We start from the raw sequence: 17,029 nt of genomic DNA, 5'->3' as shown, positions 1-17,029 counted from the left end.
GGGACAAATCACCTATAAATGTGCATGACTAATGTCTTAGTAAATTATTAGAAAACATTACTATTGTTTCTTGAAATGTATTCGGCTACATTGATAAAATAAGAAAATGCATCATTCAACGCTTAATTCTTTGGATCAAAGAAGCGGGGGAACCAAGTTTTCTGGGGTGAGTACACATTTTAAGTGTTAGGGTTAACTTTCAACCCGAATCCGTCAGCTAACTTCGTCAGCGTAGAAAGAAAATGATGTGCTTTATATGGGACCTTTTATTTTATCGGGCTCGATTCCCTCGCTTCCTTTTTCCGGTCAAGGAAAGAAGGAGGATTTAGAAATGCTTCTTACGAGTTTAAAGAAACAAGTGCAGAAACTTTTTCTATTGAAAAGGTCGAACGTTTCTATGCAGCGACAAGAGGAGATTTTTCACTTAAAGCGACGACTAGAGGAGTTGGACATTTGTTTTTCGAATTTGGCGTATAGGCCTACAGGTGTCGAAACAGAGACCTTATTGGAAATAAGCAAAATAGTGGCTCAAAACAACGAGTTGTTAAACACAATAAATTCGGAAAGGGAGTTAGTGTTTCAAAAAATACAAGCCAAACGCGTTGGTATTTCACTAAAAATCTTGGAGGAACATTACCAATTTATCGTAACCATGGCTAATATTTTTGGTGGTCCGTATCCTTGCCTCAGAGAGTACATCAGCAGTAGATAACATGATATTCCTATTTAAAGGATATGGCTGTTTCTATACATATTTCGGTCGCTACTTATCCATTTAGCCCGTCAATAACCAACTTTGATCGTATGGTATGAAAATTCTTCATTTCTTTATTCGTCCTAATGTAGAGCAGCAGGAGCCATATTGATGTAGGTTCCTTTTTTTATTGAACCTTCCTGTAGGGCCTAATAAATGGTTTTTTTCAAAAAAGGAGCGCCTCGGTATGATGGGTTTGTCCATGGGTTTGAAACCCAACACCATCAATGAGGCGCTCTTTATAGTTTAAGCTTATTCATTGCGGCTATTCTTTCGGGTGCAGGTGATCTAAGTCTGTATTATCACGGGAGACAACTTCTTAGAAGAGCAGGTATGAACCTAGCCGAGAGTATGTCGGGTAAACGTAAAGGGCAGATCGTACTCTCTAAACGGGGAGATGCAACTCTGCGAAAGTATTTGTATTTAGCAACGTTACGTCTTATTGGTAACAATGTGTTGTTTCGGAAATGGCATGAACATAACGTACAAGTAAGGCACATGAAAAAGTACCGTTCCTTGTTTAAATTAGTTGGTAATCTAGCACGTATTCTGGTTGGTCTGGCTCAACGAGGAGAGTCTTATTCTCCTGACAAAGCACAAAGTAAATCTAGATTACGTAGGTAGGTTCATTCGCAGGATTACAAAGAAAGCACGGAATTCCTCCCCCCTGAAATACCGCCTCCTCCGCGAATGGTATCAAAGAATAGTAGCTGATCAAACAACACGGAGGGTAAAGTAATGAAAAAATGGACAAAGTTGGGGATCGGCCTCTTGTGCGCAACATTGGTTACGTTCGGAGTACGCTCGATTTCGGGTGTTTCGAATGCCGACGAAGCTTCGCAGACTGTGACCGGAATGGTGAAAACGATCGATGCAGCCCAAGGCGTAACGGTTTCGACAGACGAAGGCGCTGAAAAAACAGTGCCGCTATCGAAGATGGTATGGGTATTCCTGGATGACCACAAAGCGCAAATGAGCGATCTCGGTACGGGGTTTAAGGTCGAGCTGATCCTGAATGGAAAGAAGCAGGTCGCTTACATAAAAGCTATCTCGATTACAGTGACGAACAAATCGGACAGCGCCCAGGAACCGACGACCGCTGCTTCGTCAGCACCTGCCGCAGCAGTTGCGTCCGCAACACCTGTAACACCTGCCGCCGGCACAAGCCCAATTACATCATCGTCAGCTCCGGCGCAAACCGTTGCGCCAACGGCATCGGCGGATGCTGCTGCACCTTGGAAAACGCTACATATCAAGATCGAGGGCAACGGCTTTACCATGGAAATGCACGATAAAGGCGATCACAATAACGGCATGTCGATGATCAAAATGAAGCCGAAAGGCCGCGACGGGCTATTCCTCAAAAGCGACGACGCGGAACACTGGATCCGTACGCTGCTCGCCGGCATCGATCTGAAGTCGCCGAACGTACAGCAGCAAATCAGCACAGCGTTCACAAATTGGTTTGAGTTGAACGGCACCACGCTGAACGTCAACATCGAGGTTGAAGCGAAGCCTGCTGCAGCCGCGTCAGCTGCAACATCTGCAAGCACTCCAGAGGCACCTTCGATTACGCCGGAAGCCCCTGTAAGTACTCCGGCCTCACCCTCGACTGCCTCAGTCGCTGCCGCTGCAACTGTGAATGCGCAAATCACAATCAGGCAAAATAACAATAACGACGACGATGAATATGACGACGACGACAACGAGGACAAACAGGAGCATGACAAGCAAAAGAAGGACGACCACAAGAAAGTCGAATTAAAGATCAAAGAGAAAGAGCATCAGGACAACGGCAAGCACAAGGGCAATAGAGGCAAAGACGACTAAAATTTTCAGTAAAGACCGGCGGATACAGTGAATAACTGTGCCCCGGTCTTTTTTTTGCGTCTACCCGCATTATCTGAAAAACACAGACAAGAATGACTGAACGGAGAACAAAAGTTAATATCAATAGGGCTGTCGCTTGTAGCCCTTCACTCCGCTAACGGGCAGTTATCTTCAGTGAATTGGTGTGGTAACATATGGATAAAGTATCTGAAAGGGGTTGCCTAATGAGGTCGGGGGATTCCAAGATAGAATTTAATTTCAAGAAGGCTCTTATAATTTACCCGTTGATGTTTCTAATCTTTTTAGTAATTGTTCATTTTATGATTGGAATTAACAAACCAATATTAATCCTCTTCGTGGTGTTCTTTATTATTAGCATGCTTTACCTGAAGGGGTATTACTGGAAACTACATGGTGGACTGCTAACGAAATATATTTTTTTCTGCAAGAGCAGTGAAATCAGTGTTGATGAAATAAAACAAATCACATCGGTCAAGATAGAAACAATCGGAACGGTTACTTTCCGTTTAGGGAAAGGGCCGGCTGAAGATGAATATATCTTTTTATTACGGGATGGAAATGAAATTAAGTCATACGCACATTGTTTAAACAGGGATGGGAAATCAATAGGAAGATATTTAAATGAAAAATACAAGATAAGGCTAGTAGAGAAAACGAAATATAAATTAAATAATATATAATATCAAAAAAAATGTTAACGTAACTTTGGTAATCCATTAAGCTATCGGAAAACGATAGTAGAAACAAGTGAAGTCAACAACAAGATTCAATCTCCTACCAATATAAAATTAGGTCATTATTAATGGAGGAAAATGGAACATTCAATTGATGAGCAAAATATTATTTTTGAGATTAAGAGAACAAAAAAAAATGTGCTTAAATTTCTACTTTCAGTTGGATTGCTGTCAATTTGTATAATTGGTTATGGTATTTACTGGGCTTTCTTTGACATGAATCGGCTCCCGACAGGTGATTTAATAGAACAATCAAACTCTCCAAACGGCAAATATACAATTAATGCCTATGTTATTAGTAGGGGGGCAACGACTGCCTTTTCTGTAAGAGCAGAACTTGTTTTCAACAAAAGTTCTAAGAAGAAAAAGAATATTTACTGGAATTATAGAGAAGAGAATGCAGACATCATATGGATTGACAATGAAAATGTTAGAATTAATGGTCATGTTATAAAATTGCCAAATGAGAAATATGATTTCAGGAGATTGTGAATTTTTTATTCAAGGAATTCCGCTAACGGAGAACGTTAGTGAAATAGCGGTTGCTTCGGCAGCCGTTTTTGGTTTCCCCGCTAACGGGCAGGATAGTTACAAAAAAGGTAATAACATATTGATAGCGAATGTATTGAGTCATATTTCTAGTCAATTGCTAATAATCGATTGCAAAAAAGAGGAGAAAAGTAAAATGAAGAGTCTTTTCTTAAATCAAGCAATTGAAAATATAAACTCCATTAATTGGATGAATAATCATGAAAGAACCGAAGAAGAGTGTAATATGGACGTTTTTTTTGTAAAGGAGTTTTTCAAGCGATTGTCTCTTTTTCTTGATTTTCTTTCGGTGGAATCAAAATACCCATATATCGATCCTGTTAAATTGATCAATAAGGAAAGTAAGATTGATTATGATAAGGTTTTTGAGTTATGTCCCAATCTAATTACAGCACCAAATGGAGTAACTCAAGCGTTATGCGTGAATCATGTTATTTGGAGTTCATTAGCAGATGAAGGAGATCCAATTGCAATTCAATTTAATGATCTATTCAAACCGTTAATTGACCTTTTTAATGGTGGAGGATCTTGGAGAACTCATCATGGCATGTTAGATATAAGCGATAAATTCCTTTGTTTCCTCTCAGATTGGAAGGAATATAAGACGATTGAGTTACACTAACGGGAAACTATAATGAAGGAGCTTGCATGCGGAAGCTCTTTATTTGTTCGTTCAACAAACGGGCAGGATAGTTCAATTATGCTTTCTTTACCACACAAATATGAAGCAATAATTATTCCTGGCGGGTCATTTTTACTCATAGAACAACGAGAAGAAAGGAATTTTTGAAAGGTTAATAGAAAGGTGGGAGAGTTTTGATAGAAACAAAACGTCTTATAATTAGAGAAATGGTGCAGTCCGATTATGATGCATTGTGCGGAATATTGTGTGATGAGGAAGTAATGCGTGCTGCTTATGAAAGTGCATTCAACTTAGAAGAAGCACAAAATTGGCTTAACAGACATCTTAAAAGATATGAAGAGTATGGTTTTGGACTTTGGGCTGTTGTATTAAAAGAAACAAACGAAATGATTGGTCAATGTGGCTTGACAAAGCAAGTCTGGAGAGAAAAAGAAATTTTGGAAATAGGATTTTTGTTTCAAAAAGCGTATTGGCACAAAGGTTACTCAACAGAAGCGGCAATTGCTTGCAAGGAATACGCTTTCTCAGTTCTTAATGCAAATAGGGTTTATTCTATTATTAGGGACACAAATATAGCCTCTCAAAAAGTTGCTGTTCGAAACGGTATGAATATTATTGATAAAGATACTAAGAATTTTAGGAATATAGATATGGAATTTTTTTTGTATTCTGTAGAGCGAACAAAATGAGCATAATACAAAGTAAAAAACAATTGATAATGTAATATGTTTACAATTTACTACAAATGGCAAAACATCCTTTAAACTAACGGAGAACTTTAGCGTGATGGTATTTTGTGTCAAAGCTACCACTTTTTGAACTGTTGGGGATTAATAAGCAACTATCAAAGCATTGGCAACGTCTAAATATATGGGATTATTTGTTAGTATCGGAAATGAGAAAAATGTTTTCTGTGCTCATGGAAGAAGGAAGAAATTTGGTACTATTAGGAGATACAAATATGAAAAAAAAGTGGATTACTATTACAATTTCTGGAGCGGTTATTGCAGGAATACTCTCGCTTACACCTGCATTCGCTACTTCTACTCCAAAAGAAAATGCAACGACCTTTAAAGTAGTAACTGTACCAGCAGAGCAACAGCAAAAGAAGGAAGTCGTAGATCGACTGTACAAATCATGGGAAAATGGAATCATTAAGATTCAGGAGAGTAAAGGTGAAAAATTTAAAAGGGATGACTGGGATTTAATATACGGAGTTGACATTGACAGACATTTCACAAATCAACTTTCAGATGTGGAAGCACAATCGTTCTTTATGGCACTAGACGAGGCTAAAAAAGCATATAGAACGGGTGTCTCTCAATATGGAATTTTGTTGAGTAAAGATAAAAAGGCAGCCAGAGTAGTATGGGAACGTTCAAACGGAAGCTTTCATATAGCGGATATCGTTTTAAAAATCAAATCCACAACAATGAATAAAGAAGAAAATATATGGACATTAGTTAATCAAGAGGAAATGCAATAGGTAACGACTACGGTTCATAATTAAGCATTAATGAATCGTTCAACTAACGGTGAACGATAGCGTAAAAGCGGATGCCGATGCATCCGTTTTTTGTTCGCTGAGCTAACGGGCAGATTAGTTCAATGATGCGGACCAAGACACAAACAACCTCCAAATCAAAATCACCTGATTTGGGGGTTGTACTGTTTAGAACTTATTTATTGATGATCGAAAAGACACATCTAATGTGTATCAATATGTATAAGGACTACGACGATACTACAACAACAACAACTTGGGTTTATGTCGGTGACAAGAACCGGACCTCTGAAAGAGAAGGAGGAAGTATTTTAAACTGGAGATCAAGCGGTTATTAAAAATTTGGATCAATATGGCATTTGCCGACAAGACGTACCAAAATGGTCAACACTTGTAAACGGATAGAGCTGAACCGTGCAGCAAGGCGGATTATAGGACTGCTAGACCTTGAGATCCAAAATACGGAGCATTGGCCGAGGCAATAACCTGCAAAATGCTTAGATTGCCGTCGTCCTGAATTTGAAATGAGGAGATGGTGCCCTGGTTGCCATTGAGGACGTAAAAATAACGTCCATCTTTAGATATTCCTACATCCATTGGAAGGCCTGTTGGTAACCCTTCTGGCGTGCTGGCAACGTTACGGATGAATGTAAGTGCTCCGTTTCGATCGATATTGTAAACGGCTATCGTGCCACTCGAGGTATTGGGCGTGAAAGCGAACTGTTCATCCTTTGTTACGGCAACCCAACAAGTGGCTTTCTGACCGGTCGGCACAGAACCGCTAATCACACGGAGCCGTCCATTATGGTTCATGGAATAAGAGGATAACGCATTGGAGCCTGCTTCTGTAACCAAAAGAACGCCGGAAGATAAAAATAAAGAACCAAATGGCTGCATTCCGTGAGATTCATTAATGATAGGTCCTGTAACCGTGCCGTCTTGATTGACATGGAATACACTGAGAAGATCCGTCGAGATTTCGGATACGATAATTTTGCTTCCATCTGGATTGAACAGAACTTGCGATGGCTGAGCATTTAACGAACTTAGAGAATGGGTGGATCCGGGGATAGAAGTAAGTCGTCCACTTTGATCGATCCGAAACCCTGAGATATTGGATGCAAAATTGTTCGCGAAATTTCCCGCGTTGGCAACGTAGAGAAGATTCCCGAATACCGCTATGCTTGTGGGTTGAGCACCTCCTGAAGGCTTAACATCGGCGAGAATGGGTAATCCGTTACTGCTTAGGATGAAGCTGCTGATACTATGACTGCCCGCATTAACGGCAAAGAGAAAACGACCGTCGGGTGACAATGTGAGTGCGCCCTGTGACGATAAGGGATCGATGCCTCCTCTGTTTGCTGCTGTAGAGTTGACCCCCCTTATACCGGAGCCGCTTCCATAAGTCGAGTATCCCCCAGCAAAGGTGAGGGTTGCATTGATATCCCTGTAGAAAACCATGACTTGGTTCGTATCCATATTGGTCATCATGTAAACCATGTTCGGCATGTGACAGTTCTCCTCCTTATACGCTAACGATGGCTTCATTAGTTCCCCGCGCCATCTTTTAAATGTATTCATTCGTGCCAGAGATCATGAGGAGAAAAAAAGAACACGAAAAACCGACCAACTATGTGGCTCGCTTTTTCGTGTATCGGTTTAAAATCCTTTTTCTTTGTAATAAAATTCGCGTCAAGATGCTGATTATATTTGACGTAACGGAAGCACTGTAAATCGGATTTGAAGTGCTTTTTTTATTTTTGAACAGCTTTCAAAACGCTTTCCGGCACAACAATCGCGGGCGTTTGGTTAAAGTCCTTGAAATCAATTTGCCACGTCAAGGACATTCCCGAAGAAAGGTTTCGCGTCCACGTTTCACTTAACATGTGATTAGTCGCTTTGTCGATAACGAAAATGAAAATGAATTGATAATCTTGTTTAGACGACCAGTTCATTTGATTATTGGGAAACAACTCACTATACACGTCCATGTCAACAGCTCCATATATCGTGTATGTTTTACTATTCGCCTGCAGATTCAAATACGGTGCCAACTTATATTCTTTTCCAAACAACTCGGGATTTGGCATCAAGTTTGCAAAAGTCATTCCCGTTTGTGGGTACGACCCCCAAACGCCATTTTCATTTTCATAACGCATCCCATTCTTTACGTATGTCTCCAAGGTGGGACGTGTTTCGCTTTTTATTGTATACGTTCCATAGGAACGGTACCCAAACGGCTTTTTATTGTAATCGACTATAAGTTCTGTTTCATCAGAACCGCTCGTCTCAACCATATGAAAGCTATAGGAGTTAACCGCACTCATTACTTCAGCTGTTGATTTCAGAATATCAGTTGCTAAATTGGGATTTCCTAATTTATTTCGGGGATCGTTATGGTACTTTACATCATAGATTTTCCACGCATTCTCTGAAGGCACCCACATTAAACTAAAATCAGCACTGGAATCTACTGTTTGTATATCCGAATCCTCACCTGCTTGATGCGTAACTTCGTAAATATCATTTGTTAATTCAACTACAGCTCGATATGCTGATTTTTCTTTAACTCTGATTTGATGTTGTGTTTTTAATGTCGCACTGTACGAATTTCCAGCTTCAACCCACGCAAGAATATGATCTGCACTAATTGTATTTAGTGCATGGTAATAGCCTGTCGAGTTTTTGTCATTGAGCTCATATAAACGTTCGTATTCCTTTGATTTCACGATTTCAAGAGATTCGTTTTGATCATCTGCCACTACCTTTGTTAAGGTCTCATCGAGTGGAGTTCCTTCGAATTTATGCAGAATATTATAGATAATGGTTGCTGCTTCTGCGCGCGTTGCGTTCGCTACCGGTCTAAACTCGTTATTGTCGTATCCGTTAATCATCCCAGCTTTCGTTAGGCGTTCAATATGCGGCTTAGCCCAGTATTCAGGGACATCTTTAAAGTGCTTTGTTAAAGGCGGATATGTGCCATCTGAAACTCGAAATACTTTATCAACCATCGAAGCAATTTCATCGCGGCGGACGGGTCGATTCGGTTCAAAGCGACCCGCGCCAACGCCATCTACAAATCCAATCGAAGCGAGCAAATGAACAGCTGGATAAAACCAAACATTTTCCGTGACATCTACAAACGCTCTGTCTTGCTTTGCGAATTGGTCAAGACTATTTGTTCCAACAGCTCCAACAAGCACTTGAGCGAGCTCAGCTCTTGTTATCAAACCATCTGGTTTAAGTGTAATGGTTCCATCTTGATCCTCATAACCATGTAGGATATCGGCATCAACGAGATCATTAAGTTGATTATATGCCCAATGATTCTTGGTGTCAGAGGGAAAAAAAGTTGGATCTACCCCATGGGCAGATACTTTACTGCTTACAGAGAGGAATAAACAAATCACAATTGATGCAGTCAGTATTTTTTTCAAAATGAACTCCTTAAAGAATGACATATTTACATTATAAAAAGAGTTCAAGATTCAGATAAACGATAAAATATTGTTATAAATTGCAATATTGTCCTAATTCCTACCGAATACCTATCCAAGTCCAGCAATTGGCTGAAAATGAAGAAAGATAAGAACATGGGGATGCAGGAAACGCTATTATGAATCGATAAATAGATCGTATGATTACTTCAAGAATTAATAAAATGTAAAAGGGAGAATATGCAATGACGTTAAGGTGTACTTGGTGTATGAAGAACATTAAAGAAGATAAACCTTGTTTTGGTCTGAACGTTAAATTCAAAGAGGGTATAGAGATTAATGAACCTGAAGGAAAGATTATTTCATTATACTTAACAAGTAGAAATACAAGTGTACCACTTATTGTTGTGGCAATTGGATCAGAAGCTAAACAACAAGGTGTCGATGGAATATTTGCAATTTGTAGTGAGAAGTGTGGAACCAAAATGAAAAGTACATTAGATAAAGAAATCGATTTATTCTCAAGTTACTCAACAGTATTGAGTGAACTTATGTGATATATTGAGAAGATTTTTAGTAACTCGAAGAGGATATAAATCTCAGTCTTCTTGGCTCTCAAAACTGAGGGATGGATAAGGCGGACAACCCTGTGAAACTAAGCAAATGCAGGTAATTTCGCAGGGTTCGTGAATGCAACAACGTTATATTCTTTCGGCATCCCAACTGCGAACGGGCAGTTTAACGCAACTTTGTTTATAACTTTTCGTCGAATAAATATGAGGTAAAAAGTGGATATGGAGGATGAATTATGAAATTCACATTACGCCATCTCGTATTTATCGTTTCTATAATGGGCTTACTAACATTCATCACTGGCTGTAGAGATAGCAACGACATAAAAGAGTTTTCTGAAATCGGAAAAGGTTTAGCCAAGAATCTCAATCAACTAAGGGACGAACCAGGTGTCACTCTTTTAGGCTTTGCAAGCAATCCTGATGAAAAATTATTCAGTATAGGGATTCGCATTGACCATGACAAAATAACAACTGAAAAATTGAAGCAAGCTTTCGATTCCTATTTCAAGAATGCCGCTTCGTATACTCACGAAACAGACCCAACGAAAATGCTACAACCCTACAATTTACGCATTGATGAGATTGTCACCGATAAGGAGGAAATTCATCCCATTTTAGCTGAAAAAAAAGCTGGTTCTAACGAAATTAAATGGAATGAAATAAAGTAGTGCAAAAGGGTAAGTCATTACGCTAACGCAGAACGATAGTGAAGGAGCTTGCCTCGCGGCAGCTCTTTTTTGTACATTCAAGTAACAGGTTAGTTTTAAACGGTTAAACAGGAATTTCCTAATTAAGGAACATGCAACTAATAGTACAAATGAGTCGTATAAAAGGTAACCACAATTTAGGTAGGAGAATGTACAATGTATTTCCGCATGATTGCTCAACTTTTAGTATTCGTGACATGTATGGCGGTTTTATTCGGTTGCACCAACAACGACAGTCAGTCAGAAGGTACGGTTGTTAAAGAAGAAAAAATAGTCGGTAATGAAAATAATATTGAAAAATTAGTATTATCAATTACATAATGCATTAATTCCAGAGGGATTTCTTGATGAATACCAGAAAAATTTTAATATATTAGTTTTTCAGACTAAAGAAGCCGAAATTCGAGAAGACTACCATGAAAAGGTGCTTTTCAAAAATATCGTAATGCACAACATTAAAGATAACAATGCATCGCATATGAAGTTAGGTGGAAAGCCCGTTTGGTATTTGGATGATGAATCTCCTGCAACGTATGGTGATGGAGAACAGTTCTCTTTTCTTATGCAACTACCTGAAGATCTTGAGTTCGAAATTCTCCCTGGATCACCTGGTCAGATGAAGTTAGGCTTCGGTAAGCAAATTAAGCCCTCAAACAAATTATTTTATAGATTATTTTTGGCTAACTACTTGTACTTCTTTGGAGTAAACTCAAATTCAGAGAGTAAGGTTTATGTTATTACTCAAATCTGATGATTTTATATACGAAAAGCGAGTACATCGATAGAAAGTTCATTCCGCTAACTTAGGAACGATAGTTGAATGACACCAGCGGCAGTCTAAGACTTTATTTTTCAAGTCTTGGTCCGCCGCTGTTTATTATTATGTGTCAAGAACTTGATCTCATTCCCTTTTTGAGTCAAGAACATTATCCCATTCCCAATTGTGCAGGGATGTTTAAGGACAATATGGGGACATAACAATGTGTAATCGTATAACCGCAAAATTCGAGAAGAGCGATCCGGACGCAGGAAACGATGGAAGCACGTCGGGCAATAGAGAAGCGCATCTCGTTTAACTGATGAGGTAAACGTCGTACTTCTCGAACAATTTCCATACTTGCTCAGCCATATAGCTAGGGGGATGCGGCATCCGATTCACGATCCACCATTCCACCATACCGTAGAAAGCGGAAGACATGAATTGAACGGTTAATTCCTTATCGATATCCCGGACGGAGGAACGACCTATCAGCTTTCCCCTTAGATTGACTTCCATGATGCGTAGCATCCGTTCGCGAAACAGAGAAGCTCTGTTGTTGGCCAGCATGGAAGAGAAGAACAAGAAGTTCTCCTCGATATAGAAGAAAATCGGAAGCAAGGAGCCGATTAGATCGATCGGTTCGCCGTCCGAGCGGTCGCGTTTGCAGTTCGTAAACATGTTGGTCAAATGATCCTCGATGCTCTTATCCAACAGATCGTATTTGTCCAAATAATGCAGATAAATCGTTCCTCGGTTCACATTGGCCCGGTCGGCGATTTCGTTGATCGTGATTTGTTCGAACGGTTTCGCGGAGAAGAGTTCGAGAAACGCTGTATTGATCGCTTCTTTCGTTCTCAACACGCGCCTGTCCGTTTTCGTTTCGTTTCCCATTCTGAGGAACCCTCCTTCGGATAATGAACACTTTCCGGTCGATCGTCGTTTATGAAACAAATCGCCGACGATTAACGATTGAGCCAATATCGAAAACCTCTATAATAATAATCAACAACACTAAATTAATCAACATCTGTTGAACAGAAAAATATTTAGAGCGTTGTAACCAAAAGGAGGAGAACTCATGAAATACACCGTAATAACAGGAGCCAGTTCCGGCATTGGATATGAAACCGCGCTCGCCTTCGCTGCGCGTGGCAAGAATTTGATCCTTACTGCTCGCAGGAAAGAGAATTTGGATGAACTTCGCTCTCGCATTCAGCAATTACATGCCGACGTTGACGTTGTCATTCATGCCACAGACCTCTCGATAGCCGCAAATGCCTTCTCACTATACGAAAGTTTGAAATCATATGAAATTGAAACGTGGATCAATAATGCGGGGTTAGGAAATGGTTCTTCCGTTCGTGACCAAAATTTGGACAAAATCCAGCAAATGCTGCATCTAAACATCGAAGCCCTCACGATTTTAAGCTCCCTATACGTCCGTGACTATGCCAATGTGGAAGGAACGCAACTGATCAATATTTCCTCGTCTGGCGGGTATTTAATCATTGGCGATGCAGTCACATACTGCGCAAGCAAATTTTATGTCAGTGCATTTACCGAGGGGTTGGCACAAGAACTTAGGGGAAAGGGCGCGCAAATGAAGGTAAAAGTTCTCGCCCCGGCCACAACCGAAACAGAATTTGCGAAGCGTTTTTACGACCTTGAACAATTCGAGTACTCGGGAGTTTTTCCGAAGTTTCATACCGCTGCACAGATGGCCGAGCTGCTCTTGAAGCTATATGATGGCGACAAGGTAGTAGGAATGGTCGACGGGTACACGTATCAATTTGAACTGAGAGACCCCATCTTCCCTTATTTAAGTTTTTAGAGAGATCGATGCTCGATAGTTCCGTTCAGTAACATGAGCAAATTGTTGTTGAAGTTGGTGTGACCTGAATCAATAATTAAGCCTCGACCAAAAATGCAGATGAAAAGGAGTGTGTCCACATGCTTGACCATATTTACCTACCTGTGACAGACCTTGCGCGGTCTAAGGAGTTCTATACTCGTGCCCTGGGCGACCTCGGCTGGCGAGTCATAGGCGCCTATGACTCGACGCTAGCGCCTGAAGGCGTTCCCGACCTGTTTGGATTCAGGGGCCCGAACGGTTCCAGCATTTGGCTGCAGGTATTTGAGAGCGTAAACCAGAAGTTCTATGTCGGTATCTCAGCTCCTAGCCGGGCTGATGTGGACTCGGCCTACGCCATCGCGATCGACTGCGGGGCAACCAATGTCGGCGGCCCTGCAATCCGCCACTACTTCTACGATAAATACTACGCTGCGAACGTGCTTGACCCCGATGGGCACACTCTCGAGCTGGTTAACAAAGGCTAGGTCTATCAGCCGTACATCAATTCGTGCGTGCTTGAAGCTCCTTATAGCGCATCGTTTCAGAATTTAATGTGTACTACCAGCAAGATATTGAATCGTTGCAGTAATGTCATTCAGTGATGTTGTAACAAGTAGGGGGGATGAACAGAATAGCACTCGGGTTCCAAGTCCTTTCTAGGTCTGAGACTTAAGCCCACTTGCGAGTGTTCATGACCTGCTCAAACATTTATTGAACACAATGTAAACATTAGAACACTCAAACCTAAGCGAACTGCAGAATATTGCTGCAGTTCGTTTTCATTTAGTAATTAAAAATAATAGCACAATAGTGCCGTATATCGCGGCTTTTGAGTAAACCAAGATCAGCCATTTTGGATAAAAAACCACAGAGTTAGACTTTTTTGCGAACCATTCTAATGTCAACAAAGGCAGGGGGGATGGCGAAGGGCGGTAAGGTGACTTTCGCCACGATGCTCGATCAGCCGGCGCAATGGTACGGCAGTGACGAAGCCAAGCAGGCGGCTGACAATATCCTTGGGTTCCAGTACAAGGACGGCGGTTGGATCAAGCTGGAAACCGATGTCGATATGACGAAGCCGATTTCCGGCACTGGCGCGCTGAACGTAAAGGTGCAATCGACGATTGATAACGACGCTACGTTCTCGGAGATGAGCTTCCTCGCCAAGGTTGTACAATGCGAGCAAGGTGGAGAAGTATCGTAACGCATTTTATAAAGGCTTGGACTATGTGCAAAGCGGACAATACGGCAACGGCGGCTGGCCGCAGTTTTTCCCAGGCGGCGTCGGCTATCAATCACATATTACACTAAACTTACCGGTGTGAAGGTCGGGAAGAAGGTGGATCCGACACTGGAGTTCGGCTCCGACCGGATCCTCGTGAATGATACGAAAGCCCCGTTGCTATGGGCGCGCTTCTACGAAATCGGTACCAATAAGCCGATCTTCTCCTCGCGTGACGGTGTGAAGAAGTACGACATGGCCGACATTTCCTACGAACGCCGAAATAAGTACAGCTGGTATAACTCAACCCCGGCCAACATGCTGGCGAATGACTATCCGTCGTGGCAGCAGAAGTGGGCCCCCGACAATCATGTATTGAAGTAAATCTAGGTAACTGGTAAAAGAGATAAACAGATAAACAGATAAAGTTAACGCAACAGTATAGTGATAAAGTTTACCAAGTAGGAAATTACAACAATTAAATCAATAAAAGGTTGTTTTTTGATAATTTCGGGAAAAACAAAGTATACAGACATATGTATAAAATACGGATTTTGTGAAGAAGTTGATTCGATTCGATCCTATGTATTAAATACCTTTTTTTACACGCCCTGCTCCTAGGCATACATCCAACCCAATCTTTGACTCTGGGCATAAACTGGTTATAAATCTAATTTCAACAAGGAGTGAACCTCGAATAATGGGATATATGCAACAATTGCCTCCCTATGTCCCGAGTCCATTCGGTCTTCAACATTGTTTATATCGTTTCACTTATATGTGGCTTAGAAACGGAGACAATTTCTGGTTTTTTTTGACGACTGTCGGGGAATCAAGAGCCTATGGCTTTAGGTTTTTCGGCGGAAGATGGAATCAATATTCGATTGCATTAAGAGATATTGTTTCCTTCAATTGTTCTCCGATTCCAACTCTATATTAAAACACTGTGCCTAACCTTCGAATTCGTATCGTTCAGTCTTAATTTAATTCAATGTAACAGGGAGCAGCACCCCGACGGCCTGCTCCCTGTTCTGGTTGAACTATAGTTACCTTGTTTAACAATAAGTTATCTAACCATTCATAGCAGTGATTAGGAAACAAATCGCTGTGAGAAAAGATAATGGTGTCATAACGAGCTTTTCCATTTTACTTTTGGACAAAACATTCATAATGGTATTTACTATTAAATAAAATGCAAAAAAGTAACATACTCCTTTTGCAATGGTGTTTAAAGCATCTATTGAGATTACATTTCCTGCTTGTAGTATAAAAATGATTGCAATCAGCTGAATGAATACCGATATTGCACATGCAACTCTCATTTGTTTTGGCATTATTTTATACTTACCGCCCATTGCAAAATCTCCGTAAGGTAAACCCATAGCTAACAATATGTAAAATATAGCAACTGCAAAAAAACTAACACTTCCAATTAATGCCGTTATCACTTTCCCACCCCAAATATATTTATTGTTTTATCCCATTCTGTTCTCCTTTATTTTACCATATGGATTCACTTCAAACACTTGTCAATCTCCACGCTAATCTGCCCGTTAGCACAATAGGCTGCACGCAGCAGCCTTTTTAAGTTTGTTCAACTATAGTTATCCGTTATTGCATTTCTTCGTCAGCGTGCGTTTACTATTTTTGTTGAAATTACCCCGAACAGTACTCAATACCAATTTTTTAATCAATTGATGTAAAATGAGCGTTACATAGTGATTATTCTAAATTGACATCAGAGAATGCTCTCCTTTTATCTTCTCGAAGAATTCTTTTGCATGTAATGATGGTGGCTCCTCCATGAAAATGCCGCCACTAATTCCTTGATATTCATTAAACAACTCTAACAAAAGCATTTTTGCACTTTCAATGCCGTATTTCTCTTCAATTGACAAACCAAAAATTACGTAGTTATCGGTCGTGAATGCAATTATTAAAGTGTCTATATCTTTTTTGTTTGAAGGTAAATAAAAACTGTACCCACGAGCAGGAACCGATAGTCCAAATTCAACTACATTAGTGATACTTATAGCAGGAATCCATTCGTAGTCTTCGAATCCTAATCGTGATACCATTAATTCTTCGTCTTGACGATTCTCGATATCTTCTCTGTTTGAGAATTTATTAATAAAAGCTTCTATTACTGGTTTAGTGCGTAATTTCGATAATACATAAATATCAAAATGAAAGGACATATTTTTCTCCTCTTAAATCATCGACTTTCCTACATATTCTTTATCATTTCTTAACTATCCTGCCCGTTAACGTAAGGAAGCTGCCGGATCGTACCGACAGCTTCCTCCATTAAGTTCATCCAACTAACGTTTCCCGTTAGCCGTTCATGCAGCGCAAGATCATCGCTGCACCACAGAAGATGAAAATGGATAAAATCCGTCAATACTTCTACTACGGCTGGGTGAGGAAGGTCGATCAACTAT

21 protein-coding genes and 1 riboswitch are annotated in these 17,029 nt (G+C 40.4%); of the genes, 16 read left to right on the top strand and 5 right to left on the bottom strand.

Annotation, left to right across the window (positions count from 1 at the left end):
• Nucleotides 1-109 precede the first annotated feature (109 nt).
• Nucleotides 110-246: riboswitch (cyclic di-AMP (ydaO/yuaA leader) on the top strand.
• A gap of 85 nt (nucleotides 247-331) precedes the next feature.
• The 8 genes from AC58QC_RS28730 (at nucleotide 332) to AC58QC_RS28695 (ending at nucleotide 6,017) form a co-directional block, all read left to right on the top strand.
• A complete protein-coding gene (locus AC58QC_RS28730) occupies nucleotides 332-712 on the top strand; it encodes a hypothetical protein (RefSeq protein WP_497418448.1) in 381 nt (126 codons plus the stop codon).
• 300 nt (nucleotides 713-1,012) lie between these two features.
• Nucleotides 1,013-1,378, top strand: a complete 366-nt coding sequence (locus AC58QC_RS28725) for a transposase (protein ID WP_497418484.1) — start codon at nucleotides 1,013-1,015, stop codon at nucleotides 1,376-1,378.
• 147 nt (nucleotides 1,379-1,525) lie between these two features.
• On the top strand, nucleotides 1,526-2,584 hold the full coding sequence (locus tag AC58QC_RS28720) for a hypothetical protein (protein ID WP_497418447.1): 1,059 nt from the start codon (nucleotides 1,526-1,528) through the stop codon (nucleotides 2,582-2,584).
• 194 nt (nucleotides 2,585-2,778) lie between these two features.
• Nucleotides 2,779-3,285 (top strand): hypothetical protein, encoded by a 507-nt coding sequence (locus tag AC58QC_RS28715; RefSeq protein ID WP_497418446.1) that lies wholly within the window; start codon nucleotides 2,779-2,781, stop codon nucleotides 3,283-3,285.
• Nucleotides 3,286-3,417: 132 nt separating this feature from the next.
• Nucleotides 3,418-3,831 carry a DUF5412 family protein gene (locus AC58QC_RS28710; protein WP_497418445.1) on the top strand — a complete coding sequence of 138 codons (414 nt, stop codon included), beginning with the start codon at nucleotides 3,418-3,420 and terminating at the stop codon, nucleotides 3,829-3,831.
• Nucleotides 3,803-4,510 carry a hypothetical protein gene (locus AC58QC_RS28705; RefSeq protein ID WP_497418444.1) on the top strand — a complete coding sequence of 236 codons (708 nt, stop codon included), beginning with the start codon at nucleotides 3,803-3,805 and terminating at the stop codon, nucleotides 4,508-4,510. The genes AC58QC_RS28710 and AC58QC_RS28705 overlap by 29 nt, the downstream gene beginning before the upstream one ends.
• A 194-nt stretch (nucleotides 4,511-4,704) precedes the next feature.
• The gene (locus AC58QC_RS28700; RefSeq protein ID WP_497418443.1) at nucleotides 4,705-5,220 is read left to right on the top strand and encodes a GNAT family N-acetyltransferase; all 516 of its coding nucleotides are present in this window, start codon (nucleotides 4,705-4,707) and stop codon (nucleotides 5,218-5,220) included.
• A gap of 107 nt (nucleotides 5,221-5,327) precedes the next feature.
• A complete protein-coding gene (locus AC58QC_RS28695) occupies nucleotides 5,328-6,017 on the top strand; it encodes a hypothetical protein (protein WP_497418442.1) in 690 nt (229 codons plus the stop codon).
• 447 nt (nucleotides 6,018-6,464) lie between these two features.
• Here the strand turns inward: AC58QC_RS28695 and AC58QC_RS28690 are convergent, their stop codons facing one another.
• Both AC58QC_RS28690 and AC58QC_RS28685 read right to left on the bottom strand, forming a co-directional pair.
• Nucleotides 6,465-7,544: a lactonase family protein gene (locus AC58QC_RS28690; protein ID WP_497418441.1), complete on the bottom strand. Its 1,080-nt coding sequence runs from the start codon at nucleotides 7,542-7,544 to the stop codon at nucleotides 6,465-6,467.
• Between the two features lie 245 nt (nucleotides 7,545-7,789).
• Entirely contained in the window at nucleotides 7,790-9,472 is a 1,683-nt protein-coding gene (locus AC58QC_RS28685; RefSeq protein ID WP_497418440.1) for an S-layer homology domain-containing protein, read from the bottom strand.
• Between the two features lie 269 nt (nucleotides 9,473-9,741).
• Between AC58QC_RS28685 and AC58QC_RS28680 the strand changes: the two genes are divergently transcribed.
• The 3 genes from AC58QC_RS28680 (at nucleotide 9,742) to AC58QC_RS28670 (ending at nucleotide 11,075) form a co-directional block, all read left to right on the top strand.
• Nucleotides 9,742-10,029, top strand: coding sequence for a hypothetical protein (locus tag AC58QC_RS28680; RefSeq protein ID WP_497418439.1), 288 nt, complete (start codon nucleotides 9,742-9,744; stop codon nucleotides 10,027-10,029).
• Between the two features lie 251 nt (nucleotides 10,030-10,280).
• Nucleotides 10,281-10,715, top strand: a complete 435-nt coding sequence (locus AC58QC_RS28675; protein WP_497418438.1) for a hypothetical protein — start codon at nucleotides 10,281-10,283, stop codon at nucleotides 10,713-10,715.
• Nucleotides 10,716-10,910: 195 nt separating this feature from the next.
• Nucleotides 10,911-11,075, top strand: a complete 165-nt coding sequence (locus AC58QC_RS28670; RefSeq protein WP_497418437.1) for a hypothetical protein — start codon at nucleotides 10,911-10,913, stop codon at nucleotides 11,073-11,075.
• 751 nt (nucleotides 11,076-11,826) lie between these two features.
• Here AC58QC_RS28670 and AC58QC_RS28665 read toward each other — a convergent pair.
• A complete protein-coding gene (locus tag AC58QC_RS28665; RefSeq protein WP_497418436.1) occupies nucleotides 11,827-12,405 on the bottom strand; it encodes a TetR/AcrR family transcriptional regulator in 579 nt (192 codons plus the stop codon).
• Between the two features lie 187 nt (nucleotides 12,406-12,592).
• Between AC58QC_RS28665 and AC58QC_RS28660 the strand changes: the two genes are divergently transcribed.
• The 5 genes from AC58QC_RS28660 to AC58QC_RS28640 all read left to right on the top strand — a co-directional run bounded on the left by AC58QC_RS28660 (nucleotide 12,593) and on the right by AC58QC_RS28640 (nucleotide 14,972).
• Nucleotides 12,593-13,345, top strand: a complete 753-nt coding sequence (locus AC58QC_RS28660; RefSeq protein WP_497418435.1) for an SDR family NAD(P)-dependent oxidoreductase — start codon at nucleotides 12,593-12,595, stop codon at nucleotides 13,343-13,345.
• A gap of 119 nt (nucleotides 13,346-13,464) precedes the next feature.
• On the top strand, nucleotides 13,465-13,851 hold the full coding sequence (locus AC58QC_RS28655) for a VOC family protein (protein WP_497418434.1): 387 nt from the start codon (nucleotides 13,465-13,467) through the stop codon (nucleotides 13,849-13,851).
• Between the two features lie 398 nt (nucleotides 13,852-14,249).
• A complete protein-coding gene (locus AC58QC_RS28650; protein WP_497418433.1) occupies nucleotides 14,250-14,570 on the top strand; it encodes a pectate lyase in 321 nt (106 codons plus the stop codon).
• On the top strand, nucleotides 14,554-14,691 hold the full coding sequence (locus tag AC58QC_RS28645; RefSeq protein ID WP_497418432.1) for a pectate lyase: 138 nt from the start codon (nucleotides 14,554-14,556) through the stop codon (nucleotides 14,689-14,691). Before AC58QC_RS28650 ends, AC58QC_RS28645 begins: the two co-directional genes overlap by 17 nt.
• 14 nt (nucleotides 14,692-14,705) lie before the next feature.
• Nucleotides 14,706-14,972 carry a pectate lyase gene (locus tag AC58QC_RS28640; RefSeq protein WP_497418431.1) on the top strand — a complete coding sequence of 89 codons (267 nt, stop codon included), beginning with the start codon at nucleotides 14,706-14,708 and terminating at the stop codon, nucleotides 14,970-14,972.
• Nucleotides 14,973-15,658: 686 nt separating this feature from the next.
• Here the strand turns inward: AC58QC_RS28640 and AC58QC_RS28635 are convergent.
• Nucleotides 15,659-16,036, bottom strand: coding sequence for a hypothetical protein (locus AC58QC_RS28635; RefSeq protein ID WP_497418430.1), 378 nt, complete (start codon nucleotides 16,034-16,036; stop codon nucleotides 15,659-15,661).
• 279 nt (nucleotides 16,037-16,315) lie between these two features.
• Nucleotides 16,316-16,786: a hypothetical protein gene (locus AC58QC_RS28630; protein WP_497418429.1), complete on the bottom strand. Its 471-nt coding sequence runs from the start codon at nucleotides 16,784-16,786 to the stop codon at nucleotides 16,316-16,318.
• Between the last annotated feature and the right edge of the window lie 243 nt (nucleotides 16,787-17,029).

It is taken from the genome of Paenibacillus sp. J22P51, assembly GCF_059692215.1.
This window is presented reverse-complemented; position numbering and strand designations above follow the sequence as displayed.